Source organism: Blautia wexlerae (assembly GCF_013300825.1).
Classification (GTDB): Bacteria; Bacillota; Clostridia; order Lachnospirales; family Lachnospiraceae; genus Blautia_A; species Blautia_A wexlerae_B.
The window spans coordinates 28,567-55,157 of sequence record NZ_JAAIMY010000018.1; the positions used below are offsets into that span (position 1 = coordinate 28,567).

Consider the following 26,591-nt stretch of genomic DNA (forward strand, 5'->3'; position numbering starts at 1 on the left):
AATATCAGCTATGTTTCTCCAAAACTATTATTTTATTTGAGATATTCCGAACAGCCGGAATCTTACCTATTACATAATAAACAGGCATAAGCTCTTTCATTCCTTCAACAAGACTGACTTCCTGCCGAACAGAAAATGCCGGTATGATTCTTTGCAGCTCCTTTCTGTTCTTAACTCCCCATGTGAATTTTGCATTGCTTCCCTCTATGGATTTTTCTTTCACATGTTTTACAACAAAAGGTGACATGGTTTCGACCATTACTGTAACTTTCTGAAATGATTTTTCAATAATAGAAAACATCTTCCTGATATCTTTCTCACACAAATACATGGTAAGTCCTTCGATTATTACCAGAATATTCTTACCGTGATAATCGATATCATCTATGTAGGAATCATCCATTGCAGACTTTGCAATCTGATACACCGGATCAGTTTCGGTAAGGAACTGGCTCCTTATTTTCATTGTTTCCGGAAGGTCTACATTATACCAACGCATATATTTTCCCTTCATCCGGTAGCATCTGGTATCCAGTCCGCATGCAATATTTACGACAACTGTATTTTCATGCTTCTCCAAATATTTTCTGACCATCCGGTCTAATACAATTGTCCTTGCAATCACACCATAAGTCATGGCACTATCTTTATCTGCTCTGGAAAAGTCATAATCAAGCCTTTCCACAAGTTCTACGGCAATTTCATCCTTGATCTTTGCATTGTGTTTTTTTGTTTCTTTTGCTCTTGCATACAGGGTCTGTACCATCGTTTCCGGTACACCTGTCACATTCACTTTTTCTTTCATTGTTTGTCGCCTTCCACTGCCTTTCTTACTTCTTCCACCCACTCTGCACTATGACAGCAAAACAATTCTTCATGCTGCATGTTGTGTCTTTGAATGTCCGGATTTTTGAAATAAGTACAATATCTCTTTTCGTATTTTTTTCCCATTTTTGTTGCGTAAAACACGTGGATTGTTGTTCCCGGCACATCAATTCCATGCTGGACTTTTGTAACCAGATCCGAATAGAACTGATTATAAATACTCTGTTTTGTAATCCACGGACTTCCTCCTTTACCGATTCCAAACATATTTAAAAATCCATTATATAATTCTTTCTTAGCCCCGTCTGTCTTGTTAAGCTTTTTCTGCATAAATTTCGGAAGAGCACCTGTATGTACCATTTTATACATGAAAGGCACTACCATGGATGCCTGAATTTTTGCCACAAGATTACCTGCTTCATCCATATCACTGCTCCCAATGATGCCATGATCTATATGGATTCTTTTCCGCTGAATCAGAAGGGATACAAAACTTCCTCCAAGGGAACATCCATACGCTGCTTTAATTCTCCCACCATACTTTGTTCTGATTTCCTGCTCAATTTTTTCACATTCATCTTCCATCGAATAAAATTCTGTTTTCTCGTTTGGATCAAATCCATCATAAGAAACTGCTACCGTATAAAAATAAGAATGTAACCCATCCAGTACATGATCAAAGCTACTATACAGGCAACAGGTACCGGGAAATAAAAATATCACAGGTTTACGATTGTCTCCACTTTCATAAAATTTCATAGCTAGTCTCCTTCAGGCTTTTCTGACAACACAATGCATCCTCATACCTTTGCGGATTTCAAATTTTTCTACTTTTAATCCTACTTTTCTGCAACATTTCATGACCACATCTCTTGTTGGAACCCGAACATCTCCATGTCCGCATATATTTGCCAGAGGCATTTCCAATGTATTCATCAACCATACCAATACTTTATTGTCACTGGTCACATCCCGCAGGATCAATCTTCCATTTGGGCGAAGACATCTTTTTACACTGTCAAAAAATGCCTGTGGATCCGGATAATGATGAAAGCTCATAGAACAAATAATTGCATCAAATGAATCATTTTCAAAAGGAAAGTTCTCACAGTCTCCTACAACAAACGTTGCATTTGAAATGTTTTTCTTTTTTGCCTGTTCAATCATGGCCGGAGTCAAATCCAGACCTGTATAATGTCGGTCTGGATATTTTTCTGCTAATAAAGAAATCATCGGAGCCGGTCCACATCCAGCGTCCAATAAATCTCTAAATGGCTCTTTCTCTAATTCTTCCAAAATATCCGGATAGTCCTTCTTACACATTTCGTAAATACCCGCATGGTTACTTTCATATCTTCCTGCTGCTTTTGTAAATTCAGCAATTGACAGTTTTTTGTATTCTTCGTTTTTCATGTTGTTTTCCTCCAATCACACCTGCACCATAAACCAATATTTTCATAGAAATCCGTCCTCTTTACATTGTCCAGTAAATCGCTATCATATATGTTAGTTTTATCTAACCTTAATTTTCTAAAAAACCGTGTGAAACAAAACTGTAATTCCACACGGTTTCTTTTCTTCTGTGTTCAGTATATCACTTTTATCTGGTTTATCAACCAGGTTTTGTCTCAATTTGCTACGCACTGCGTAGCCATTTGGAAAGACCAGTAGATCGTTTTCGAAATATACACCAGAGCACATTCTCTGCTCTAATCTCTTGGCGTTAAACCTACATACATATCTTTGTACTGTTTTGCACTCTTTTCCCAGGAAACATCTTTATTCATATCGCGGATCACCATATCATCCCAGGATTTTCTGTTCTCGAAATAGAGCGTCTTTGCTCTGTTGATCGCGTCGTAAAGCAGCCCGCTTTCATATCTGTCAAATGTAAAACCGTTTCCTGTATTTTCAAACATATTATAAGGCTGAACCGTATCTTTGAGTCCTCCGGTCTCTCTTACAATCGGAACTGCACCATATCTCATGGCTATAAGCTGTGTAAGTCCACATGGTTCAAATCTTGATGGAACCAGAAGTGCATCACATCCTGCATAAATATTGTGAGCCACATTTTCATTGTAAGCAATATATGCACAGAAATTGCCTTTATATTTGTTTTCATAATAGCGGAATGTATTTTCATACTGAGAATCACCAGTACCAAGAACAACCACCTGCGTATGTTCATCCATAATTCCCGGGATTACGTCATTTACAAGATCAAGACCTTTCTGGTTGGTGAGACGTGAAATAAGTCCGATTACCATCTTATGCTCATCTACATCCAGCCCCAGAGATTCCTGGAGAGCTTTTTTATTAACCTTTTTATTCTTTATTGCTGACTTCTCATCGTAATCAGCTGCTAGCAGCTTATCAGTTGCAGGATTCCAGATATCCGTATCAATACCATTCACAATTCCCAGAATCTTATTGTTGTGATATCTTAAATGCTCTGCAAGTCCCTCTCCATATTCCTCTGTCTGAATTTCCCATGCATAAGTATTACTTACAGTTGTAACTTTATTGCTGTAAGTGATGCCACCCTTTAACATATTGGCATCCAGCCAGTTCTGAATCATGCAGTCCTTATTAAATACATAATCAGGAAGTCCTGACCAGTATTGAATCATTTTTCTGTCATAAATACCCTGGAACTTCAGATTATGTATTGTAAGTACTGAAATTGCACGTCCTACATCTGTATCCTGGAAACAGGTTCTCAGATAAAGCGGTACTAAAGCTGCCTGCCAGTCATGACAATGTACTACATCAGGATTCCAATTCAGATAATTAAGGGCAGCAAGAGCAGCTTTTGCAAAATAACAGAATTTCGGAATGTCATCTATGAGATTCGTATATGGATTTCCCCAGGAGAAGAACTCATCATTATCTATAAAATCATAGACAACCCCATCCTCCTGATATTCCATAATTCCCACATAATACTGCTTTCCATCAGAGCAGAGATTCATATCAAAGGAACCCCTGTATTCCATCTTTTCCTGAAATTTCTGAGGAATACATTTGTATCTTGGAATAATGACCTTAACATCAATGTTTAATTTTGCCAGACTCTTTGGCAAGGCAGACATTACATCTCCCAATCCGCCGGTCTTAACAAATGGATAACATTCTGATCCAATGAAGGCTACACTTCTTCGCGGTCCCAGATCAGGCTGTCTCGTTGGAATGTTCTGTTCATTCTGTTCAACAGATGGCTCCTGAATAATTGCGGCTTGCTTAACAGAAACATTCTCTACTGTTGAAGCAACAGTCTTAACAGCTTTTTGAGGACTGTTTTTTGCATTGCTTTTTACACTGCTTTTTACGCTGTTTCTTGCATTGCTCTTTGTGCTACTTTTTGCATTGCCTTTGGTACTGCTTTTTTGAACTGTTTTTTTTCTCATATCATTGATCTCCCTTTTGCATTTTACAAAGTCCGAAATTTATTATGCCTTAACTAAAATGTCCTCCGGTAAGTTCCTGATAAACATTCATTTTGCAGATATTTATCATTTCCTGTTAATCTCAATTATAACACAAAATGTGCAAAGTAACTATCATTATGTGAAATGCTTCCATCCCATGATATGCTCTCGCCACTTAAATCTTACAGATTTTGAAATGGGAGCTTCCTGCTCGATTGCCCTTCAGAGCAAAGCTAAAACAGACCGGTCAGATCATATTTTTGTCTTTACAACAAAGTACAGCATAGTTATTTAAGGAAACATCAACACTGCCATTACCATATAAACCACTATAGAGACAATACAGTAAAGTGAATTAGTAGTCGATGCATATGCACTGCTCTCTTTTTTCTTCAAAAACGTCTGTAGACTGAAAGTGGCCGGTGACGACATATACATAACAACTGCCAGATTCAAAAGTCTGTAACTTCCCACAAAGCATTTCACTGCAAACAGAACGCCTGCCATCATTACTGCCTGCAGACATATTCTCATTACAATAGTCCTGATACATGGTTTGATCAGACCCGGTGTCAGTTCTATACTATATCCCACAGTAAGAAGAATAATGGAAGAAACAGACACTGTCAAAATATTTTCCACACTCAGATAAGTTCCTCCGGCCGGTCCTGCAATCAGCCTGTTGATAACTCCGGATAACCCGGCAATAATCCCGAGAACGCTTGCCATAAACGCCGGTGTTTTTAATGCGCTGACAAACAAAGCTTTTATGTTAAACTTCTCTCCATTTTCCGTCTGACCCAAAAGCCCCATATAAACGCTGAATCCAAAAAGTAATCCTGCAATATCCAGTACTGCAATCTGAGACAGATTTTCACTGCCACACAGACTGGTATATAAAGGATACCCCATCATGCCTCCTTCATAAACACAGACCATGAACGGAAGATATTTTCTATACGTCTCTTCCATCAAAGGTTTCAGCAGAAATCCAATTCCAAAAGAAATAACCAGCATTACAAACATAATCAGAACAAGAATTCCTGTCTTTCTACTGTACTCTGCCGTTGCCAGTGCATGAAAGATTGCTGTCGGCAACATAATATTTGTTACCAAAATCTTCATATTGTCAATGCCGTTCTGATTCAATAATTTCTTTTTTCTACACACTATTCCCAGTGCAACCATAACAAGCACCGGCAGAATAATCTCCAAAATTTCCATGTCTGTTTTCCCTTTCCCTGTTGCATTATTATTTTATCTTTTGTATTTCGCATTTACTGCTTTTTATATTATATCAACTTATACCAAATAAGAAATGATAAACTTATATTTTTTACAATAAAAAAGTACTTCTCTCCACAGGAAGTACTTTTTTATGAATAAATATACAATTACTTATAACGCAGAATCGATCAGACGGTTATGTTTTACTGCTGAAAGAATTCCAAGTGGAATAGAAGTCTTATTTAACTTTTGGGAAGCCTCTCAAAAAACTGCATTCCAAGAGTATCCTCCAGAGATTTTATTACCTTGCTTACACTCGGCTGTGTAGAATACAGAACTTTCGCAGCATCACTGAACGATCCCCGTCTGCGCACATACCACAAAATACTGCAATTGTTTCAAATCCATAAAATATCTCTCTCCCACCTGAAAAAGCCAGTTTCCGCAATTATACTTTTCCAGACAGTTTTTCTTTTTATAATAGTTATATCAGCAAAGCTAACGTTCCGACAACAATAAGAAGCAGTCCTGTCCCTGATTTCAATGACAGTTTTTCATGGAATACAATATATGAGAATGCAATGGTCACAAGAATACTCAGTTTATCAATCGGAACTACCACACTGGCCGGACCCGTCTGAAGTGCTCTGTAATAACATAACCAGGAACCGCCTGTTGCAAACCCGGAAAGAATAAGGAACCGCCAGCTTTTTCTGTCAATATTCTTAACCGTATCCTGCTTTCCGGTCACAAATACTACGATCCACGCCATGACCAATACAACAACCGTCCGGATTGCAGTTCCAAGATTTGAATTGACATCCTGAATTCCAATCTTTCCCAAAATAGAGGTAAGACTGGCAAAAACAGCGGAACCGACTGCATAAAGCAGCCACTTCTTATCTTCTGCTTTCTCCTTTGTTTCCTTTTTCTGTATCATCAGATAAGTACCGATACCGATAAGAATCATTGAAACAAATTTCAGCCACGTTACTTCTTCCCTGAGAAAAATAAAAGCCAGCAGCATCGTTATCACTGTACTCGATTTATCAATTGGTGTTACTTTATTGATATCTCCAATCTGCAGTGCTTTGAAATAGCATAGCCAGGATATCCCCGTTGACAGTCCTGACAAAATCAGAAAGATCAGGACTTTTGCTGAAATATCTCTGATTTCACTTTGCGCCCCGACCACAAATACCATAAGCCATGAAAAGACTAACACTACGCCGGTTCTTAATGCTGTTGCAACATTAGAATCTGTGTTTCTGATTCCGCATTTTGCCAGTATGGCAGTCAAGCCTGCAAACAGAGCAGAACCAAACGCAAATAACAGCCACATATCTATCTACCTCCATCTGCTATTCGTTTTGACCTGTTTTTTCTTATTTTATCACAAAATCTATGCGATAGTGTCTTTTTTTACCGCCAAAAGGAAAAACAACAGGAGAAAGATGTTACTGTTCATTCCGTTCACAGCAACACGCTTCGCGATGCACAGAATTTATGCTAATCGCATAAAACCTGACATCATACACCCGCCAGCAGCACCCGCTTTCATTACTTGCGGCAGGCGTTCCATGTTAATACCGCCAATTGCATACACTGGCACAGGACAGGCTTTGCAGATTTCTGTAACAAATCCCAGACCTTTTCCTTTCAATCCTTTTTTGCATTCTGTTTCAAAAATTGTCCCGAGAATGATCTGTGTGGCTCCGTTTTTCACGGCAATGTTCATATCTTCCATACTATGACAGGAAACACTGATCTCCTGAAAATCCGATCTCAACTGAAGGCGCTCCTCTTCGCTCATAGCCAGAAGTAACGGAACAGATATATGGATTCTTCTGCATCCTAATCTGTGAGCTACAGAAATTCTGGAATGCAGGAAGCAGTGTACACCGCTTTCTCTGCATATTTCCAGAATTTTTTCTGCAAGCATTTCATACTCTTCATCTGACAGATCTTTCTCTCTCAGAATCACCGCATGCGGACGCAGATGAATCACCTTCTGCATCTGCTTAAGAAAATCTCCCTTCACCAATGTACGATTCGTGATCGCTATGGCATGTTCATATTGTCTACACATAAATATAATCATTCAGAACCGGCTGCAGACCGCCCTGCTCCATATCATCATACATTTTACTGAAAGAACGGTCATCGTTGATCTCAAACTGTTCATCCCCCACATCTGCATCTTCTTTGCCTTCGTATTTTTCTTCATGATCACCGATTCCTGTGGAAACACCTGCTGAAACCTTGGTTGCACAGATTTTTGTGATTCCATTTCGAAAATCAGCACTCTCACGACTGGACACAGTGATTCCCGCAAACGGCAGGAATATACGGTATGCACATAACACCTGACACAGTTCTTTCTCTCCTACATCACGCGGATTGATCTTGTCATTATTCACGATTGGCCGTAATCGCGGACAGCTTAAAGATAACTCTGCATGGGGATATTTACGGTTTATATAATACACGTGAAGTGCGGTAGCCAGCGCATCTTTCCTGAAATCATCAAGTCCCAGAAGTGCCGAAAATCCTGCCCCTCTCATGCCTCCCATTAATGCGCGTTCCTGTGAATCAAAGCGATATGGCCAGACACGTTTATGTCCCATAAGATGAAGAGTCTCGTATTTATCTGTATGATAAGTTTCCTGAAAAACTGTTACATAATCCACTCCGCACTCATGAAGATATCGGTATTCATCCACATTTACAGGATAGATTTCAATTCCTATATTTTTAAAATATTTTTTTGCAATTTTGACAGCTTCACCGATATATTTCACATCAGAATATGCACGGCTCTCACCGGTCAGTATCAGGATTTCTTCCATTCCGGTTCTGGCGATAACCTGCATTTCATGCTCGATTTCTTCAAATGTCAGCTTTTTCCTGCGGATATTATTATAGCAGTTAAAACCACAGTAAATGCAATAATTCTGACAATAGTTTGCAATATACAGCGGAGTAAAAATATAAACTGTGTTTCCAAAATGGTTTCTGGTAATCTCCTCTGCCTTTCGTGCCATCTGCTCAAGATACGGTGCTGCTGCCGGAGACAAAAGTGCTTTAAAATCCTCGATTGAACAGGATTCATGGGAAAGTGCACGTTCTACATCATTAGCTGTGTATTTATCATAATCATACTCAGCCATTGCCTGGAGTACTTTATCCTTTATATCTGACTGGATAACCTGCATTCCCTCCATATACTCCATATGATTGGTACGAAAAGACGGATCCTGTTCCAGACGGTGCTTTCTCTCCAGTGCAGCCGGCGGAAGTTTATCACTGTCTACAAAATATACCTGATTTTCTTCATTCATGATCTCAGCTTCCTCCTTAGCGTAAGAATCCTGTTAATGGGTCAGATGCGCTTCCACCTCTTGCAAGTACTCTTCCCATTCCGGTAAGGTAGGCTTTTCTGCCGGCTTCAATGGCCAGTTTAAATGCAGCAGCCATCTCCGGTACATCTCCTGCTGTGGCGATTGCTGTATTTGCCATAATTGCCGCAGCTCCCATTTCCATAGCTTCACATGCCTGAGATGGTTTTCCGATTCCTGCATCTACAATAACCGGCAGGTCGATCTCATCGATCAGTACCTGGATCATGGCTTTTGTTGCCAGCCCCTTATTACTTCCGATCGGTGCTGCTAATGGCATAACCGCTGCTGCCCCGGCATTCTGAAGATCCCTTGCCACATTCAGATCCGGATTCATATATGGCAAAACAACGAATCCTTCCTTTGCCAGGATTTCTGTTGCTTTAACTGTCTCATAATTATCCGGAAAAAGATATTTCGCATCACGCATGATTTCTATTTTTACAAAATCTCCGCATCCCATGGCTCTGCTCAGCCTTGCGATTCTGACAGCTTCTTCGGCGTTTCTCGCACCGGATGTGTTTGGAAGAAGTGTTACTCCTTTCGGAATAAAATCCAGGATATTGTCTTTCTCCTGGGTATTGGCACGTCTGAGAGCAAGGGTAATAATTTCAGCTCCTCCCTGCTCAACTGCTGCCCTGATCAGATTCAGGTTATATTTTCCTGATCCGAGAATAAATCGACTCTTAAATTCTTTTCCGCCTAATACAAATTTATCTTCCATTGCGTTCTCCTCTATGCTTTCCTCTTTTTCAGTCATATTTGCATTTCTGTCGCCTTTTTCAACCTCCTCCGACAAATCGCAGAACTTCGATCACATCTTCATCCTGAATCGTCACGCTGGCGAACTGCTCTTTTGGGATAATTTCATAATTACGCTCTACTACCAGATGTTCCGGATTAAATCCGTTTTCTTTCAGATACTCCAGCAGATTTTTTCCGGCAATTTCTTTTGCCTCACCGTTAATCTTCACCATGGATATCCTCCTTTCTAACACCCTGAAACTATGCAAAAAGGCACCGGACAACATACTTTTCCCGTTGTCCGGCGCCTGAAATATTCTGTGAAAAGTGGTGCCCCCAGTTCACACAAAAACAGAGAGCAACGACACACACAAGTCTATCCATTCACGACATGTATTTCCCTACGTTGGCATTATCCAAATCAGGTTCCAGGTCAAGACTAATCAAGTCTACTCTCAGCCCATCTATTTGAGCTCCCTATTTCCGAAATATTATATAAAATTATTGAATAATTTTCAAGCTTTTTTCAATATTTTCTTCACACCTGCCCATTGCAAATTGTACAACCACAAACGTAACCAGGTTTAAAACCTGACTGCCTGTAGAAACTGCAGAAAGTCCGGCAGTGGAACCAAATCTTCCCACAAACAGAAGGTCAACTGCACCATATGCTGAATGTAAGACGGGGTAACTCCCTGCGGCAGCGGCGGAAGCAATTCCCGTATCCGCTTCGCCTGATAGCATGCATCCAGCATTCGCTTGATTTTTTCAGTTGTCATATTGTAAGCTTCTATATAATTATCCTTGTTAATTATCGCTGATAATTATATGGAAATTCTGAAATTTGTCAACCACCAAAATTACTATTGAACCGTAATCTGGAAAGTTCTATAATGAGTTCCGACATCAGAAATCGGATAAATACAATATTTCCGATGACGGACTTTTTTAAGAATACGAGGTGGATATTTATGAATATCAGCATACTGCTCATGGAACAGATCATTCAATTGTTTCTTATGATCTTCATGGGATATTTGATCGTGAAAGTTGGACTTGTAAAAGATGAAGACAGCAAGGTTTTATCCAAAATTATTCTCTATCTGATCATTCCCTGTGTAATCATCAATGCTTTTCAGGTAGATTACACGATGGATACTGTAAAGGGATTGCTGCTTGCCCTGGCTGCATCTGTCATGACTCAGGTTCTTCTCCTGATCATTATCTCCATAGCCGGAAAGCTTTTGCATCTGAATGAAGTGGAAATTGCTTCTGTTTATTATTCTAATTCAGGAAATTTGATCGTACCCATTGTAACCTTTATTCTTGGACAGGACTGGGTTTTATATGGATGTGTTTTTATGAGTGTGCAGCTTATCTTTCTGTGGACACACTGCAAAAAGATTATCAGCCGGGAATCTTCCTACGACTGGAAAAAGATTGTGTTAAATATTAACATGATTTCTATTTTTATCGGTGTTGTACTTTTTTTCGCAAAAATCCATTTGCCGGAGATCATCAATAATACTCTTGGCTCAGTGGGCAGCATGATAGGACCGGCCAGTATGATCGTAACCGGTATGCTGTTTGCAGGAATGAATCTGAAACAGATTTTTGCTGACAAAAGAGTATATTTTGTATCATTTCTTCGTCTGATTGCAGTGCCTTTGCTTGCACTTGTAATGATTAAGATCAGCCATCTGGCTATGTTCTCTGCAGACGGAAATAAAATCATGCTTATTGTCTTTCTGGCGATCATCACACCGTCTGCTTCCACAATAACCCAGATGTGCCAGGTATACGGAAATGATTCACGTTATGCCAGTGCCATCAATGTCATGACTACACTGTTCTCAATTATTACAATGCCGCTGATGGTAATGTTATTTGAGGCAGTTATATAAAACAATTACCTGTACATGAAAAAAGAAAGGAAATTACAATGAATATTACCGTTTATCTTGGAGCTTTGGAGGGAAATGATCCGGCACTTGGAGATGCTGTCCGGGAACTTGGTACATGGATTGGAGAAAGCGGAAATTCTCTGGTATATGGAGGTTCAAAGTCCGGTCTTATGGGACAGATAGCAGAAAGTGTGCTGAATGCCGGGGGAAAAGTAACAGGCGTGGAACCACAGTTTTTTATAGATTCTGAACTGCAGTATGATGAGATCACAGAACTGATCGTCACAAAAGATATGGCTGAAAGAAAAGCAAAAATGATTGAACTTGGTGATGTATTTATTGCATTTCCGGGAGGCACCGGTACTCTGGAGGAAATCGCAGAAGTTATGTCCATGGTTTCCCTCAAACACCTGGATGCCCCCTGTATTCTGTATAATCTGAATGGATATTATGACAGCCTGAAGCAGCTTCTTGACCATATGATCAAGATGGGGCTGTCCTCCTCCAGACGGCAGGAAGGAATTTATTTTGTCAATAATCTTGAAGATATTAAAGTACTTCTGGCTACAGTAACTAAGTAAAATTCAGGTCGTAAACAATTGTCAAGCGCCCCCGGGGGATATTTACCTATTCATATATCGCATAGTTCATACTACTTTTTTCATGGTCTGAAATCCCCCTGGGAGGCTTGTTCTTTCCCATAATTTTGTTAAAATATAATCAATACAGAGATCATTAAATATCAGTCAGCAAGGTACTTAATGATCCGTGTATCCGCACAAAGATTTGTGTCAAACAACAAATAAAGGTGCACAGACCTCCGCGCAATGCGCATCTAAAAACTCATTAAAAAAAATACTTCGTCCGCAGGAAGTACTTTTTTTAACGAAAAGATAATTATCAATATTATGATAGCATCTTCAATTCATGTTCTTCATTCATACAGGCAAATCTTGTACCAATAGTTTCAGCCAGCTGTCTGTTATGTGTGATCGTAATCAACGTTTTTCCTGCATTATGAAAACTCTGCAAAAACTCCACCAGCATATCCTGTGTTTTTTCATCAAGTCCTGCAAGAGGTTCATCCAAAATCAGAACCTCAGGATTCAACGAAAGAATACATGCCAGTGAAACCTTTCTTTTCTCCCCTCCACTCAGATGATAGGGTGGTCTCTCTCTTAGTTTTTCCAATCCAAATAAGTGCAGGCAGTCTTCTGTTCTTTTTTTAATCTCCTCTTCCGAAAGCCCCATCTGGACCGGTCCAAATGCAATCTCCTCTTCCACACTTCCACAAAAAAGCTGGGTATCTGCATTCTGAAACACATATCCCATCTGCTGATGAAACCATTTTGCAAACTGGCTGTTTTTTAACGCTTTTTCATTAATTTCATGTCCCTGATAAAAATATTTTCCTTCCGATGGAAAAATAATTCCATTCAATAGTTTAATCAGTGTTGATTTTCCACATCCGTTAGGTCCCTGGATAACTATAGAATCTCCTCTGTTTACGTGAAGATCCACATATCTCAGAGCAATCTCTTTTTCATATGCAAAACATACATTCTCAAGTCTGATCATAACTGCCCTCTTCTGTCTTTTCCTGTCAATTATCATATCTTTCTGTTCAGATACCAGAACAATACAATACATCCAGCCATAATAAAAGTGCTGAAAATATCCGCTGCACATAACGTGTATTTCTGCTTTTTCTTATACTCTCCTGTAAATCCACGACAACACATTGCTGCATGCATTTCTTCTGCCATTTCACCAGATTTCAGAAATGAGATTCCCAACACACCTGACAAAGCTTTTTCTTTCTGAGGATTCTTTCCCACTGACCTTAACCGGACAGACGTAAGAATAGCTGCACATATCTCTCCAAGCACCGAAATATATTTCAAAGTAATATCCAGCGTAAAAATAAATATGGATGGCAGCCGAAAAGTTCTCATACTTCCTGTCAGTTTATTCCAGGATGTCCCTGATGACAAAATACCAACCAGAGTTACAGATACATATACTCTTGAAGTAATATTCATTAAAGTCTGAGGAGTTCCCATAAATACAGATGGGAGAAGGATCAATATAGAAAACAGAACCGCACCTGCTGTTCCTCTCAGGATCTGACGGATAGCTTTTGCCGAAAAAAACGCCAGTCTGACTGTCACTGCTGCACACATGATCAGAGTAAACAGATAATTTCCCGAACATGCAGTAAGAACAATATATAGAAGTGTATAAAACAGTTTCAGAGAAGGAGTGGCAGAAAATTTGCCATCCTTCCCTTCATAAAACCGCATTTTTGCAAGCACAGATAAAACTGATTTCGTACTTTTTGTTAAAAATGCTTCTTTATCTTTAGACGGAACATAAGTTTCTCCGGAACACATCCAGTCTGGAAGCATAGTTTCTTCTTTTTTATGATCATTCATCTGTTATGCAGCCTTCTTTTTAAAATCAACTTTCTCTTTCATCATGGAAGAAATAATCTTAAAAATGATCACCAGAAGTGCCACGCCTACAATAGCCGAAAGAATATATCCTGTCCACTCAGGTAACCCGGACATAGAATAATCAGGAAACAAAGTTGACAGTTCAAATCCATTGGTCATTCCTGACGGAGTGTATCCAAGCTGGCTTCCGCCACTTACCAGACCAGCGATTTCATCAGCACCCCATTCACCCCAGGCAGTACCGGTTGCCAGAAGTCCCAGAGGAGTCAGTACGATGAGAACAGCCATCAGTATATACAGTGGTTTAAATGCTGTCTTATCCGGAACAGCATCCAATGCTTTTGGTGTAACTTTTTCAACAAAGGTAAGTACCACTACTGTCAGAATAATCTCTGCGAGACCAAATAATGTAATATGTCCGATCATCATTGCAGGTATTGATACACTTAGCGGATACGGACAATAAAGAGCCTGGCCTTCTGCATTTTTGAACAGCAGTGGCTGAATACCAAATTCAACAGCTGCACAAAAGGCCGCAGCATTAATACCTATATATGAACCAATTGCCGCGCTAAGTTTGCGCATACCTGTTTTCTTCAAAAGAAGTTTATACAGGAAAAAGCCCAGATATGGCAATATAAATGCCATATTAAAACAGTTTGCCCCAAATGCAAGGATTCCGCCATCTCCAAAAAGAAGTGCCTGTATCAGCAGAGCAATAGAAACCGCTATGCACCCGGCTGCAGGACTTCCTGTCAGTATGGCAATAAGAGTTCCCCCTACTGCATGTCCTGTTGTACCGCCCGGAAGCGGAACATTAAACATCATTCCCAGAAATGAAAAGGCTGCCCCAATACCAAGAAGCGGCATCTTTGATTTCGGTATCTCTGTTTTTATTTTATGAATAGAATATCCCCACACCGGAAGCATGGCTGCTGTCATTACAGCACATGTTGACGGGCTTAAATAATTTTCAGGTATATGCATAAATATACTTCCTTTCCTGTGAAAATATTATTTTTATCTGGCGCGCACCTTACAAACAACTGTATTGTAGCACCACATTAAAGCGTCAACAACCCACCCAAGGGGATATCTATATATTCTTATCCGGCATAGTTTTGCCTGTATTTTTCATACCACTATCGCACTTCCAAAAAAAATCACATTCACGAAAGTACCGCATCCACCAGTCTTCGCGTATATTCTTCCTTTGGTTCATTAATGATATCATCGGGAATTCCGCTTTCCACTACTTTTCCCTCATACAGTACCAGGACCCTGTCGCAGAACATCTGGACAAGAGCCAGATTATGGCAGATAAAGATAAAAGACAGCCCCTTCTTCTCTTTCAGGTCTTTCAGAAGCTCCATGATCTGTTTCTGTATGGTTACATCCAGAGCACTGGTTGCCTCATCACAGATCAGAACTTTTGGTTCCACTGCCAGGGCTCTTGCGATCGCAGCCCGCTGACACTGTCCGCCACTTACCTCATGAGGATATCTTTTTGCATATTCCTTCTCAAGGCCGCACTGCTCAAGCAATTCTGCTACTCTTTTCTCCACATCAGCCTTTTTCATTCCACGGTTTCTAAGACTCTCACCAATTCCGTCACCCAGTGTCCTTCTGGGATCAAAAGAACCCACCGGATTCTGAAAAACCATCTGTATATCTCCATATACCTCTTTCAGCTGACTTTGTTTCAGTCTTGTAATATCTTTTCCTTCAAATTTCAATGTACCCTCTGTGATATCAGTCAGCCGGGTGAGCAGCTTTGCTATTGTACTTTTCCCACTGCCGGATTCTCCTACGATTCCCAGCGTTTCTCCTTTTTTTAGTGTAAAGCTTACATCATTTACTGCTTTAAAAGGATTTTTTCCTCTCTGGGTAAATATTTTTGTTAAATGTTCTGCCTCTAAAAGTATGCTCATACTCTGACCTTCCTTTGCAGCTTTGGTACAGCCTCCAGCAATTTCCTGGTATAAGGATCCCGGGGATGATCCAGTACACGGTCTGCTGTGCCATATTCTACTGTTTTGCCATTTTTCAAAACCAACACAGTATCTGCCATTGCCCGGACTACTCCGATATCATGTGTCACGATCACGATTGCAGTTCCAAACAACTCTCTTAACTTAAGCATTTCCTTTACAACCTGACGCTGTACAGACACATCCAGAGCACTGGTCGGCTCATCTGCAAATAAGATAGGCGGATTCATAAGCATGGCGATTGCAATACCTGCTCTCTGATTCATTCCGCCAGACAGTTCAAATGGATAACTGTCCCACACGCGCTGGCTATCCTTAAAATTCAGTTTGTCAAACAGATCCATTGCCCTGATTTTGGCCTCACTTCTTGTTATCTTTGTATGCGCACACATACTTTCGTAAATTTGCTCTCCAATGGTGCGGATCGGACACAGAGAGGCACCTGCGTCCTGAAAGATCATTCCGATTTTTGCACCTCTGATCTTTCTTTTTTCTTTCTCCGGTATATCCAGGATATTCTGATCCATATATCGGATATCTCCTCTTGTCACAAGACCATCCGATCCCAGAAGTCCCATTGCAGCTTTGATCAGAGTGCTTTTTCCACTGCCTGATTCCCCCACAAGACCAAGTATTTCTCCATGTTCAAGGGAGAAGCTCACATTATGAACCACCGCTTTCCCGCCAAATGATATCTCTACGGAATCGTAGGTCAGTATTTTTCTATCCATCTGTAAACCATCCTTGTTAATCCTTACCAAATCAGGGGCAAAATAGTTTTTGCCCCTGAAATATCATCGTTCAAATGTTCTTCATTTATTGTTACAGTTTAGTTGATATCCAGATCTGCAGTCAGTTCATAATAGTCACATGGATGTGCAGTCAGTCCTGTTACATTAGACTGCATGATCATACTCATTCTCAGGTGAGAACAGAATACATAGGCATTATCATCCAGGATTGTCTGCTGCATCTGAATCGCCAGATCTGAACGCTTGTCTGCATCAAATTCTTGCTTCATCTGTTTTTCCAGATCTTCCAGTTGATCACTGTGATAGTGTCCGTTATTGCTTGCAGATTCATCCAGTGTACAGGAAGTGAAGAAATACTCCGGATCTCCTGTAGGTGCAGTTACCATGGCACTTGCATATACATCCCATAATGTAGGGTCTTTACGGATAGTATTATTATCAGAGGTACAATTTATCTGAACATCCATGCCGATTTCTTTCAAAGTTGCCTGTGCAGACTCTGCAAGAAGCGGAAGCTCCTGACGGCTGGGATAAGTAAGCCAGCGGATTTCCAGTTTCTGTCCGTCTTTTTCACGGATACCGTCACCATCGGAATCCACCCATCCAGCTTCCTCCAGAACCTTCTTTGCCCCATCAGGATCATAGCTCTCTGTTGTCAGATTCTGTCCGCCAAAAGAGAAAGTATCCGGGAAAGCACCCACTGCAGGATATCCATATCCATTCAGAAGCACAGACACAAAGCTGTCCTTATCAATACCCATGGCAATTGCTTTGCGCACTGCAGGGTCAGATGTTACAGGACTTTCAAAGTTCATCCATGCATAGAATGCACGGCTTGTAGCTGTACTGGTAAATGTAAAATCATCATTTTCAAATAAGGGATAGCTTGCATATGCCATACCGTAGGCAGCATTGATCTCCCCTGCCTGAAGAGCCATTGCCAGTGTATCACCGTCAGAGATTGTGCGGACAGTGATCTCATCCACATTTACATCTCCGTTCCAGTAGTTTTCATTCTTTACAAGATTAACATGATCATCTGTCACCAGTTCAGTTGCCACATAAGGACCTGTACCGATCACAATCCCATCATCACTGACACCTGCCTGCATATCAATAATGCATCCATAAGGATCACTGAGATAATTGATCAGTGCAGGCTTCGGTTCTGTAGTCTTTATGGTAACAGTATTTCCGTCAGCCTCGATAGTATCAATGCAGAGATCTCCTGCTGCACGCTCATGATTGGCAACCAGAGCCTCCAGGCTTTCCTTTACTGCCTCTCCGTCACAGGCACGTCCATTGGAGAACACAACTCCATCATTCAGTGTGATCTTCCAGGTCAGCTCGTCAATATTTTCATACTCTTTTGCGATCCATGGCTCTATCTCCATGGTATCGGAATAACGGAAAAGAGTTTCCCCTACTCCATAACGGATACACGCCCATCCTGCATATGTATTTTGTGGATTAATATCTGCCTCTTCATTTTCCGCATTAAAGGTGGTATCACCAAATACCAATGTCTTTTTTTCTGCTGCCAGTGTTGGCATAGCTGTCGCTCCTACCGCCAGCCCCAGGGCAATTGCCATTGCCAGAAATTTCTTTGCTCTCATTTTCTTTCCTCCTCGTTTGTTTTCATATTACTTATCATGAACGGCTGTTCTTAGGATCCAGATAGTCACGAACTGTATCACCTAACAGATTGAAAATTGCCACAGATATAAAAATTGCAATTCCAGGTGATAATACTACCCATGGATATGTTTGGATCATACTTCGTCCGCTGCTCATCATACTTCCCCATTCAGCCATGGGAATCTGTGCTCCCAGTCCAAGAAATGACAGACCTGCAAGTTCCATCATCATGGTACCGATATCAAGCATGGCTGTTACCAGAACAGGGCCCAGCATATTTGGAAGAATATGTCTGAGCATAATCTGACCTGAGCTGTCACCTGCCAGTATGGCAGCATGAATATAGGGTTCCTCTTTTAATGCCAGAGTCTGCCCTCTGGCAATACGTGAATATTTCGGCCAGCTTACTACTGCCAGTGCTATAACAGCATTCTGAATGCCTCCCCCAAGAATAGCTGCAATCGCCATGGCAAATACAAGCCCGGGGAAAGCAAGACATACATCTGAAATCCTCATCATAACAGCATCTGCAGCTCCGCCAAAATATCCGCAGCATACACCCACAGCTGTTCCCAGCACAGAAATCACCGCAACCAGAATAAAGGTAGAGAAAATACTGGCTCTTGCGCCACTTATAACTCTGGACAGCATATCCCTTCCATATGTATCTGTTCCCATAGGATGCTGAAGACTTGGAGGCTGAAGCGCACTTGCCAGATCCTGTGCATAAGGGTCATATGGACAGAGATGCTCTGAAAAAACAGCAAGTACCACAAGCCCTATTGCCAGAATAAGAAAAAAGGCCAGCTTTTGTTTTATATGGTTTTTCTTAATCTTCTGTACACGCACTGTCACATTTTTATTCTGCTTTTCACTCATTGTTTCACACCTCCCAGACGGATTCTCGGATCCAGGAACCGGTATGACAGATCTGTAAGCAGATTTACCACAACATAGATGATCGCCATCCACATAACATATGCCTGAATAATAGGATAATCACGCATGGAGATGGCATCTACTGCCATCTTTCCAACTCCATCCCACATAAAGATGGATTCTACGATCGCAGTTCCTCCCAGCAGATTTCCCACTGACAGCATCAGCAAGGTAATGATAGTTACCAACGAAGCCTTCATAATACTTTTCCAAAGAGTGACAGAAAATTTTACTCCTCTTGCTTTCGCTCCTGCCACATAGTCTTTGCTTAATTCATCCAACACAGTTGCACGGACCTGTCGCAGATACTTGGCTGACATGGCGATCGCCAGAGTGATTGCCGGCATTGCCACACTCTTCAAGCTTACTTCTTTGGCTATAACAGGAAAAATCCGTAGCCTGATGGCAAGAAAATACATCAACAGCAATGATACAAAAAAATTAGGAAGACTGTTTCCTATAAAGCTGCATAAACGGATCAGATAATCCATGATCGTATTCTGTTTCACTGCTGACAGGATTCCCAGAGGGATCGATATAATGATAGTCAGCAAAATAGAGGTCACTGTAAGAAGCAGGGTTGCCGGAAGCTTTGATATGAACGTGTCAAAAACCGGAAGACTGGATACATAGCTGTTTCCCATATCTCCATGAAGCAGTTTTCCAAGCCACACAAAATACTGGGTCAGAAATGGTTTGTCCAGTCCCAGCTGTTCTCTGGCTGCATTTAACTTATCTTCTGACAGGATCTGTCCTGTATTTTCCATTTTTTGTGTTACTACATCACTTCCCGCAATCCGCATCATGCCATAGGAGAGAAAAGTAATCGCAAACAAAATGGGAATCAACTGGAGCAGTCGTCTGAATGCATATTTTCTCATTTGATTATCTCCATTTTATAATTTTTCAAAATTGTACTCCTAATTTGCCATCATTCAGTTTAACAAAAGCAAAAATAGCCCACAACCCACCCTGGGGGTTATAAGCTATTCTTAATTTGAATATCTATCTTTGTTTTTGGAATACCTATAATCATTTAATGCTTCGGCAGTCTGCTCTTTAAAAACTCCACAAGCTCTGCCACACTCTCATCCATTTCTTCTCCTTTGTGGAGTATAAAACCAAAAATCACTTTACTGTCTCCAAGATCCAGAGGGATTCCCGGTGTAGTTCCTTCTTTGTTTTCTGACAGGTAACTTCCGCTTATATTTGCCACCTTACTGTTCTTCAGCATTTTTTCCATAATATAATCACTGTTGGTCAGCACGGAAATGTCAATGTCCTTCCATTGGAATGCATCTTCTTTTACAGCACCGATGTCAAAAAATTCATCCTGATAATTCTGTATAAAACGGATGCCCTCCAGGTCTTCCAGTTCTGCCCTCTCTTTGCCGGAATTGTAAAGTTCTGTCAGCCCTCCCGGATACAGCATTACATCTGTTTCATAGATGGGTTCGAAACGCATTTTGTTTTTTGACAGTTCATATAGGAAATTTTCCTTCTGCTGACTGAGGATATATACAAAACCAATATCATCCATATAATCCCGGACTCTTTCCATTACGCTTTGTACACCTGCTGTTGTTACCTGGAAATGATATTTTTTTTCATAGGTTTCATTATAAAAGTCTACAAATTGATTGGCAAACCAGGAGCTGGGATTTAAAGATATCCGGATCCATTTTGTCATTCCGCTGGAAGCCATATTTTCCAGAACATTTACTTCATTTATAATTTTCGACGCATATTCATAAATCTTGTGTCCCTGTACTGTCAGTCTGATTCCTCTTGGCAGCCGTTCAAAAAGCTGCATTCCCAGCGTATCTTCCAGTCCCTTGATTACCTTGCTGACACTGGGCTGTGTAGAATACAGATTTTTCGCAGCATCACTGAATGAACCAGTCTGCGCACATACTACGAAATACTGTAATTGTTTTAAATCCATAAAGATTTTATCTCTCTTTCTTCAGTTCCTTTTTATTTTCATACATTGCTTCATCAGCCTCATGAAGCAGTTTTTCCAGATTCTTTTCTTTTTCAGAAGTCCATGCATAGCCAATCGCAGCAGATACAGGAATGTCTGTCTGACTGTCAGCAATATGGAGTTCTCTCTGAATCCTGGTTATATACCCTTCCACATTTTCTGTTTTGAGTTTTATCTTCATACATTCTGTGATCTGCCATAATTCGGATTTCATCGATCTTCTGGCTGTGTTCCGGATAAATGGCATAGCCACAGCTTGTATCTACGCTCAGCAGGCGCCCCTCTATATCAAAAGGCCGGTCAATGGCACTTTTTATTCTTCTGACCATCATCTCACAGAATTCATCATTAATATTGCCCTCCTCAATGATCAGGGAAAACTCATCTCCACCGATGCGGAAAGCATAGTCTGTCTTCCTGATACATTTACACAATCTCCGGGAAACCGCCTTCAGCAATCTGTCCCCCATGTCATGTCCATAAGTGTCATTAACAGGCTTAAACCTGTCCAGATCCAGATAGAACATGGCAAATTTTTTGCGTAACTTTCCATTTCTTTTTAATCTTTCAGAAAGATAACGTTCATTATAAAGTCCTGTCAGTGCATCCGTATTTGCCAGCTTCTCAAGTTCATGCTTCTGCCCGATATCCTGAGCGATCAGCATTACTTTGGACAGTATACTGCCTTTCCATTCCACAGGTATCACTGACATTACTTTATAAGAAGATCTGTCAAGAGTACAATATTCAAAGGTACACAGATCATCCTCAGACATAATAACTTTTCTCAGATGTTCCGGTGAAAGCAGATCATCCATCTGTATATTTATCTTTTCCGTAAGTACCACATACTCTCCGGACATACGCTGAAGAAGCTCCCTGTAATCACCTGTAGGATTATAATAAGACTCATTGTTCATCTCATAATATTCGTATATCCCGCTGTCCAGATCACAAACTGCAAAACGCTCTACAATCCTGGTTACTCCCTGAATAAGCTGGTCCATGGCGATGTTCTGCTTTAACATCGCTCTGCATTCTTTTTCCGCATTTTTCGAATCCGTCACATCACGAAGAAAAATCATGGCGTGTCTGACCTCTCCGTTCTCATCTGTATCCCCCTCCATCACTACATTCCGGATAATACGCTGCTCTCCGTCAAACACTGCTTTGCATTCCTGACTGAATTCCCCCGTAATTTTTCTGAGTTCCTTCATAATATATTCCCGGTTGTAAATCTGCGCAACCGCCTCTTTACTCTCAGGACAGACATAATTATCAAGAAACATCTGTATCAGTTCATCCCATGTCCGGCTTTTGTTGAAAATTTCCTGAAGCGAGCCCTTTACTTTCATAGATTCAAATGTATTTTCCTGAAGATCCACATAATATTCACACAGATTCATATCTGTAAAAGCCCGGTGAAAAGCAGCTTCCCTTGCTTCCTGATTCCGGGTAAAGTGATCAGATCTGACAGATAATACCCAGATTGGCCGTCCTTTATTATCCCTGGCATCTGCCTTCACAATCCTTACCGATATTGATAAACCTTTACTGTCTGTCAGATACAAGATGTGAGAACCCTGTAAATCATGAAGTCTTTCCGGTGAAAATATATGCTTTTGCTCATTACAGACCACACTGAGCATAGAACCATCTGATGCTTTCATAAATTCATCAAGGTCATCCCACCCCAAAAGCTGCAGAAAATAGTTACTTACACTCCAGATTGTCAGCTTCTCATCGTAATAACCGGCGACTGTTCCCACCGGATCATTCTGTTTCAGTACATATTCAATAGCTTCCTGAACTGAAGGATTAATATCCGTATCTTCATTTGCGACATATATTTCAATCTTATTCATTTTGTTAAGCATACACCTATGCTCTGACATGATATTCTCAACCTTTCTTTAAAATAAAAGAGAATAATGCCCGCTACAATACAACAAGACATTACTCTCTGTATAAATGCAACTGGCTGCCATTTTACAGGCCCTTTAGCTTTGCGCCGCAGCCTTTCGACTGTTTTGCCGATACTGTATCTGTGTTGCCTGGTGTGCCAACAAGTTGATTCACAGATACATTATATATATTATATTTTCAATCTCTTATTACTGTTTACCATTAATATTTCCTGCACCGATGTTTATTTGTTACTGTTTACTCCGTTCTCAGTAACATTTATATGCTTTGTAAATCCAAATAACGACTTGCCTCTTTCAATCGTCAGATCAGGTAAACACTAATTGCAATATATTATTTGCATATCCCCGGAATAATGTCAACTGCTATTTTCCTTATTTCACAGAATTTATTCCAGATTGCAAACGACATACATTACATTTGTCATAATTAATCCTCTGAAATATTAAGACAGGTCCGTATTTTACGGGATAACGACCAACTATAATAACTCCATACAAAAACAGATCCAATATCTTATAATCAAAGATACAGGACCTGTTTTTATTATCTGAAATTCAGCCTGCAAGATTCAGCATTTTTAATAAGAACAGCCAGCTCAGGCCATAATAGGTAATTACTGCAACAAGGTCATTCACTGTTGTGATCAGCGGACCTGATGCTACTGCCGGGTCAATATTGATCTTCTTAAAGAACAATGGAATACAGGTGCCTACTGCACTGGAGATCAACATAGCCAGCAACAGTGCCACACCGATACATCCGGATACTGCATAGGAAAACAAAAGTGTTTTTCCTTTAAACAGATAAATATACAATCCAATCAGCACAAAAGACAGAATTCCAAGAAGTCCGCCATTACACAGACCAATTCTCATTTCCTTCCACACAAGTTCCAGTTTCTGCTTACCTGTCAGAGATTCATCCATCAGCACACGAATCGTCACAGCCAGAGACTGGGTACCCACATTACCTGCCATATCAAGGATCAAAGACTGGAAGCACATAATGATTGGAAGTGCAGTCACCACCTTCTCAAAAATTCCTACCACTGAGGAAACTACCATGCCAAGTCCCAGAAGAATGATCAGCCAGGGCAGACGTTTCTTCATACTTTCTTTCAGTGGCTCCTTTAAATCCTCTTCTGCTGTCAGACCGGCCAGCTTCGCATAGTCATCACCCATCTCATCATCAACCAGGTCAATGATACTGGCAGATGTGATGACACCCAGAAGCTGATTATCGTTGTCAAGAACCGGAATAGAATCCTCAGAATAATCTTTCAGTTCTTCGATACAGTCATCAATATTCTCTTCCGCATATACATATGGATAGGAAGTCACCACCAGATTCTCAAGCAGATCATCCCGTCTGGCAATGATCAGTTCTTTCAGATTAATGGCCCCATAAAATTTCTGCTGCTCTGTCACTACAAAAATAGTGGAGATATTGTCATTTTTTGCAGCCTGTTCGATCAGACTGCTCATTGCCTGCTTAACTGTCAGTTTATCTGTGATCACAATATAATTTGTTGTCATGCGGCTTCCGATCTCATCCTCATCAAAGGATGCGATCATCTCCACATCACGTCGAACCTCAGGTTCAAGCAGATCGATCAGTATTTTTTTCTTTGTTTTTTCAACTTTATTTAATACATCTGCAAGAGCATCTGTCTCCATTTTGGATAAAATGGCTGCTGCTTTTTTCACATCCATTTCATTCAGATACTCTGCTGCATTCTCCTCATCTGTATATTCAAAAATATCAGAGAGCATATCTGTATCCAGGATACGGTACAGCTTGCACCGCTCCTGTACAGTCAGTTTCGGCATTACATCTGCCAGATCATTCTCATGATAATCCTGCAGCCTTCCTCCCATAACGGCCGGAGAGGTGTTGCTGCGGATGATCTTCAGAATTTCTTTGGAATAATCCTGTACTCTTTTCTCCATTCTTTCATCCTCCGTTTTTTTGCATAAAAGCACACCAAAAGAAAGCAGTCTGTTATTTATTACATTTTACTGCCATTTCTTCCATGCTTTTTCCAGCACAATAAACCGCAGGGTATCAAACCATAACCTGCTATTCATCCGCTGTCCGTAACTGTCCGGCATCTTCGCCGGATCATTACTGCTCAATATGTAATTGCATGATTCGGGGGAATTTCATAAATACAGGATAAGAAATGAAAAAGACATCCGATCTTCCACATACAGAAACTGTCAGATCACAGACAGTAAAAAACTTCTATTTTATATGCATACATGGAAAATCCTGAAAATATATGACTACAGCAGAACAAAAACGGCTGCTATACTCATATACTCTTTTTAATTCAGATCCTGTGCTACTACTTCGCCCATGAGAATCGCAATTATCCATTCTGTTCCACCTGCCTTTTTTATATTTTTAATTCAGATATTCTGCACATTTCGGAAGCACTTCCCAAATGCACTGTTATTGTAACCGCCACCCGGACAAAAAGCAACCCTGTTTTAGTATTTTTTACATTAATTTTTGTTAATATTAACGAAATGATAGATTATTACTGTTAACGCCGTTCCCAGCAACACACTTCGCGGAATATTACCGGTAAACAGTAACGATACATTTGCTTCTTTTACAGACAGATGTTACAATATATTCAGTAATTTGCACATACTATAACAATCATCAATATTTTATATCTACAGGAGAATATTTCATATGTCATTTATCAGTGCTTTTGATGTAATGGGGCCTAACATGATCGGCCCTTCCAGTTCACATACCGCAGGTGCGGCGCGTATTTCCTATCTTGCCCAGAAAATGATTGAAGGTCCGTTAAAGAGAGCCGACTTTATCCTGTACGGCTCCTTTGCAAAAACTTACCATGGTCACGGTACTGACCGAGCTCTGCTGGGCGGTATTATGGGATTCTCTACCGATGATATGCGCATCCGAAATTCTTTTGATATTGCTCATGAAAAAGATCTGAAATTCTCCTTCACTCCAAATGAGCAGGAAACAGATATTCATCCGAACACCGTAGATATCTGCATGGAAAATGAAAAAGGCCAGAAAATGACCGTCCGCGGCGAATCCCTTGGAGGCGGCAAGGTCCGCATTGTGAAAATCAATCACGTACAGGTAGACTTTACAGGCGAATACAGCGCAGTGATCGTGATTCACCAGGACACTCCCGGCGTTGTAGCCTATATTACCAAATGCCTGAGTGACCGTAATATCAATATTGCATTTATGCGTCTGTTCCGTGAAGGCAAGGGGGATATTGCTTATACAATCGTAGAATCTGACGGTAAACTTCCTGAGAATATCGTTCCTGCAATCCGTGAGAACCCAAATATTCATGAAGTTATGATTGTACAGATGTAAA

Annotated in this window: 26 protein-coding genes, 2 pseudogenes and 2 riboswitches; of the genes and pseudogenes, 3 read left to right on the forward strand and 25 right to left on the reverse strand. The window is 40.5% G+C overall.

The features are described 5' to 3' along the window. Positions 1-4 precede the first annotated feature (4 nt). From G4417_RS10300 to G4417_RS17740, 13 genes and pseudogenes are all read right to left on the reverse strand, one after another. Positions 5-805, reverse strand: coding sequence for a class I SAM-dependent methyltransferase (locus G4417_RS10300; protein WP_173683394.1), 801 nt, complete (start codon positions 803-805; stop codon positions 5-7). Beyond that, a complete protein-coding gene (locus G4417_RS10305) occupies positions 802-1,584 on the reverse strand; it encodes a hypothetical protein (protein WP_173683393.1) in 783 nt (260 codons plus the stop codon). The genes G4417_RS10300 and G4417_RS10305 overlap by 4 nt, the downstream gene beginning before the upstream one ends. 12 nt (positions 1,585-1,596) lie before the next feature. Next, the gene (locus G4417_RS10310) at positions 1,597-2,238 is read right to left on the reverse strand and encodes a class I SAM-dependent methyltransferase (RefSeq protein WP_055060378.1); all 642 of its coding nucleotides are present in this window, start codon (positions 2,236-2,238) and stop codon (positions 1,597-1,599) included. A 296-nt stretch (positions 2,239-2,534) separates the two neighbouring features. Then, on the reverse strand, positions 2,535-4,235 hold the full coding sequence (locus G4417_RS10315) for a glycogen synthase (RefSeq protein ID WP_173683392.1): 1,701 nt from the start codon (positions 4,233-4,235) through the stop codon (positions 2,535-2,537). Between the two features lie 312 nt (positions 4,236-4,547). Further along, positions 4,548-5,480 (reverse strand): AEC family transporter, encoded by a 933-nt coding sequence (locus tag G4417_RS10320; RefSeq protein ID WP_173683391.1) that lies wholly within the window; start codon positions 5,478-5,480, stop codon positions 4,548-4,550. 245 nt (positions 5,481-5,725) lie between these two features. Next, entirely contained in the window at positions 5,726-5,857 is a 132-nt protein-coding gene (locus tag G4417_RS17540; protein WP_334296878.1) for a LysR family transcriptional regulator, read from the reverse strand. 110 nt (positions 5,858-5,967) lie between these two features. After that, positions 5,968-6,825: an EamA family transporter gene (locus tag G4417_RS10330; protein WP_173683390.1), complete on the reverse strand. Its 858-nt coding sequence runs from the start codon at positions 6,823-6,825 to the stop codon at positions 5,968-5,970. Positions 6,826-6,987: 162 nt separating this feature from the next. After that, the gene (locus tag G4417_RS10335) at positions 6,988-7,572 is read right to left on the reverse strand and encodes a thiamine phosphate synthase (RefSeq protein ID WP_243872122.1); all 585 of its coding nucleotides are present in this window, start codon (positions 7,570-7,572) and stop codon (positions 6,988-6,990) included. Then, complete coding sequence (gene thiH, locus G4417_RS10340) at positions 7,565-8,824, reverse strand: 2-iminoacetate synthase ThiH (protein WP_173683388.1); 1,260 nt, start codon at positions 8,822-8,824, stop codon at positions 7,565-7,567. Before thiH ends, G4417_RS10335 begins: the two co-directional genes overlap by 8 nt. A gap of 16 nt (positions 8,825-8,840) precedes the next feature. Continuing rightward, positions 8,841-9,605: a thiazole synthase gene (locus G4417_RS10345; protein ID WP_173683387.1), complete on the reverse strand. Its 765-nt coding sequence runs from the start codon at positions 9,603-9,605 to the stop codon at positions 8,841-8,843. Between the two features lie 58 nt (positions 9,606-9,663). Further along, entirely contained in the window at positions 9,664-9,858 is a 195-nt protein-coding gene (thiS, locus tag G4417_RS10350; protein ID WP_173683386.1) for a sulfur carrier protein ThiS, read from the reverse strand. A 148-nt stretch (positions 9,859-10,006) separates the two neighbouring features. Further along, positions 10,007-10,115, reverse strand: a riboswitch (TPP riboswitch). Between the two features lie 56 nt (positions 10,116-10,171). Continuing rightward, a pseudogene (locus G4417_RS17545) lies at positions 10,172-10,309 on the reverse strand (MATE family efflux transporter); the annotation flags it as partial. After that, a pseudogene (locus G4417_RS17740) lies at positions 10,291-10,404 on the reverse strand (MarR family transcriptional regulator); the annotation flags it as partial. The pseudogenes G4417_RS17545 and G4417_RS17740, both read right to left, overlap by 19 nt. A 192-nt stretch (positions 10,405-10,596) precedes the next feature. Here G4417_RS17740 and G4417_RS10360 point away from each other — a divergent pair. Both G4417_RS10360 and G4417_RS10365 read left to right on the forward strand, forming a co-directional pair. Then, positions 10,597-11,529, forward strand: a complete 933-nt coding sequence (locus G4417_RS10360; RefSeq protein WP_118566031.1) for an AEC family transporter — start codon at positions 10,597-10,599, stop codon at positions 11,527-11,529. Positions 11,530-11,567: 38 nt separating this feature from the next. Then, the gene (locus G4417_RS10365; RefSeq protein ID WP_173683385.1) at positions 11,568-12,110 is read left to right on the forward strand and encodes a TIGR00730 family Rossman fold protein; all 543 of its coding nucleotides are present in this window, start codon (positions 11,568-11,570) and stop codon (positions 12,108-12,110) included. A gap of 325 nt (positions 12,111-12,435) precedes the next feature. Here the strand turns inward: G4417_RS10365 and G4417_RS10370 are convergent, their stop codons facing one another. The 12 genes from G4417_RS10370 to mgtE all read right to left on the reverse strand — a co-directional run bounded on the left by G4417_RS10370 (position 12,436) and on the right by mgtE (position 25,167). After that, entirely contained in the window at positions 12,436-13,107 is a 672-nt protein-coding gene (locus G4417_RS10370) for an energy-coupling factor ABC transporter ATP-binding protein (protein WP_173683384.1), read from the reverse strand. A 32-nt stretch (positions 13,108-13,139) separates the two neighbouring features. After that, positions 13,140-13,964: an energy-coupling factor transporter transmembrane component T family protein gene (locus tag G4417_RS10375; protein WP_173683383.1), complete on the reverse strand. Its 825-nt coding sequence runs from the start codon at positions 13,962-13,964 to the stop codon at positions 13,140-13,142. Positions 13,965-13,967: 3 nt separating this feature from the next. Then, complete coding sequence (gene cbiM, locus G4417_RS10380; protein WP_026649036.1) at positions 13,968-14,972, reverse strand: cobalt transporter CbiM; 1,005 nt, start codon at positions 14,970-14,972, stop codon at positions 13,968-13,970. A 182-nt stretch (positions 14,973-15,154) separates the two neighbouring features. Further along, positions 15,155-15,916 (reverse strand): ABC transporter ATP-binding protein, encoded by a 762-nt coding sequence (locus G4417_RS10385; RefSeq protein WP_161276052.1) that lies wholly within the window; start codon positions 15,914-15,916, stop codon positions 15,155-15,157. Beyond that, positions 15,913-16,707, reverse strand: a complete 795-nt coding sequence (locus G4417_RS10390) for an ABC transporter ATP-binding protein (protein WP_173683382.1) — start codon at positions 16,705-16,707, stop codon at positions 15,913-15,915. The genes G4417_RS10385 and G4417_RS10390 overlap by 4 nt, the downstream gene beginning before the upstream one ends. A gap of 98 nt (positions 16,708-16,805) precedes the next feature. After that, positions 16,806-18,344, reverse strand: a complete 1,539-nt coding sequence (locus tag G4417_RS10395) for an ABC transporter substrate-binding protein (RefSeq protein WP_173683381.1) — start codon at positions 18,342-18,344, stop codon at positions 16,806-16,808. A 34-nt stretch (positions 18,345-18,378) separates the two neighbouring features. Continuing rightward, positions 18,379-19,245 (reverse strand): nickel transporter permease, encoded by an 867-nt coding sequence (nikC, locus tag G4417_RS10400; protein WP_173683380.1) that lies wholly within the window; start codon positions 19,243-19,245, stop codon positions 18,379-18,381. Further along, positions 19,242-20,186, reverse strand: coding sequence for a nickel ABC transporter permease (gene nikB, locus G4417_RS10405; RefSeq protein ID WP_173683379.1), 945 nt, complete (start codon positions 20,184-20,186; stop codon positions 19,242-19,244). Before nikB ends, nikC begins: the two co-directional genes overlap by 4 nt. A gap of 155 nt (positions 20,187-20,341) precedes the next feature. Next, on the reverse strand, positions 20,342-21,250 hold the full coding sequence (locus G4417_RS10410; protein WP_173683378.1) for a LysR family transcriptional regulator: 909 nt from the start codon (positions 21,248-21,250) through the stop codon (positions 20,342-20,344). A 7-nt stretch (positions 21,251-21,257) separates the two neighbouring features. After that, positions 21,258-21,443: a diguanylate cyclase domain-containing protein gene (locus G4417_RS10415; RefSeq protein ID WP_026649031.1), complete on the reverse strand. Its 186-nt coding sequence runs from the start codon at positions 21,441-21,443 to the stop codon at positions 21,258-21,260. Continuing rightward, complete coding sequence (locus tag G4417_RS10420; RefSeq protein WP_243872123.1) at positions 21,397-23,166, reverse strand: sensor domain-containing diguanylate cyclase; 1,770 nt, start codon at positions 23,164-23,166, stop codon at positions 21,397-21,399. The genes G4417_RS10415 and G4417_RS10420 overlap by 47 nt, the downstream gene beginning before the upstream one ends. Before the next feature lie 92 nt (positions 23,167-23,258). Then, a riboswitch (cyclic di-GMP riboswitch) is annotated at positions 23,259-23,334 on the reverse strand. A gap of 438 nt (positions 23,335-23,772) precedes the next feature. Continuing rightward, positions 23,773-25,167 carry a magnesium transporter gene (gene mgtE, locus G4417_RS10425; protein WP_173683376.1) on the reverse strand — a complete coding sequence of 465 codons (1,395 nt, stop codon included), beginning with the start codon at positions 25,165-25,167 and terminating at the stop codon, positions 23,773-23,775. Between the two features lie 754 nt (positions 25,168-25,921). On the opposite strand from mgtE, the gene sdaAB reads away from it, so the two are divergent. Further along, positions 25,922-26,590 (forward strand): L-serine ammonia-lyase, iron-sulfur-dependent subunit beta, encoded by a 669-nt coding sequence (sdaAB, locus tag G4417_RS10430; RefSeq protein WP_173683375.1) that lies wholly within the window; start codon positions 25,922-25,924, stop codon positions 26,588-26,590. Position 26,591 lies beyond the last annotated feature (1 nt).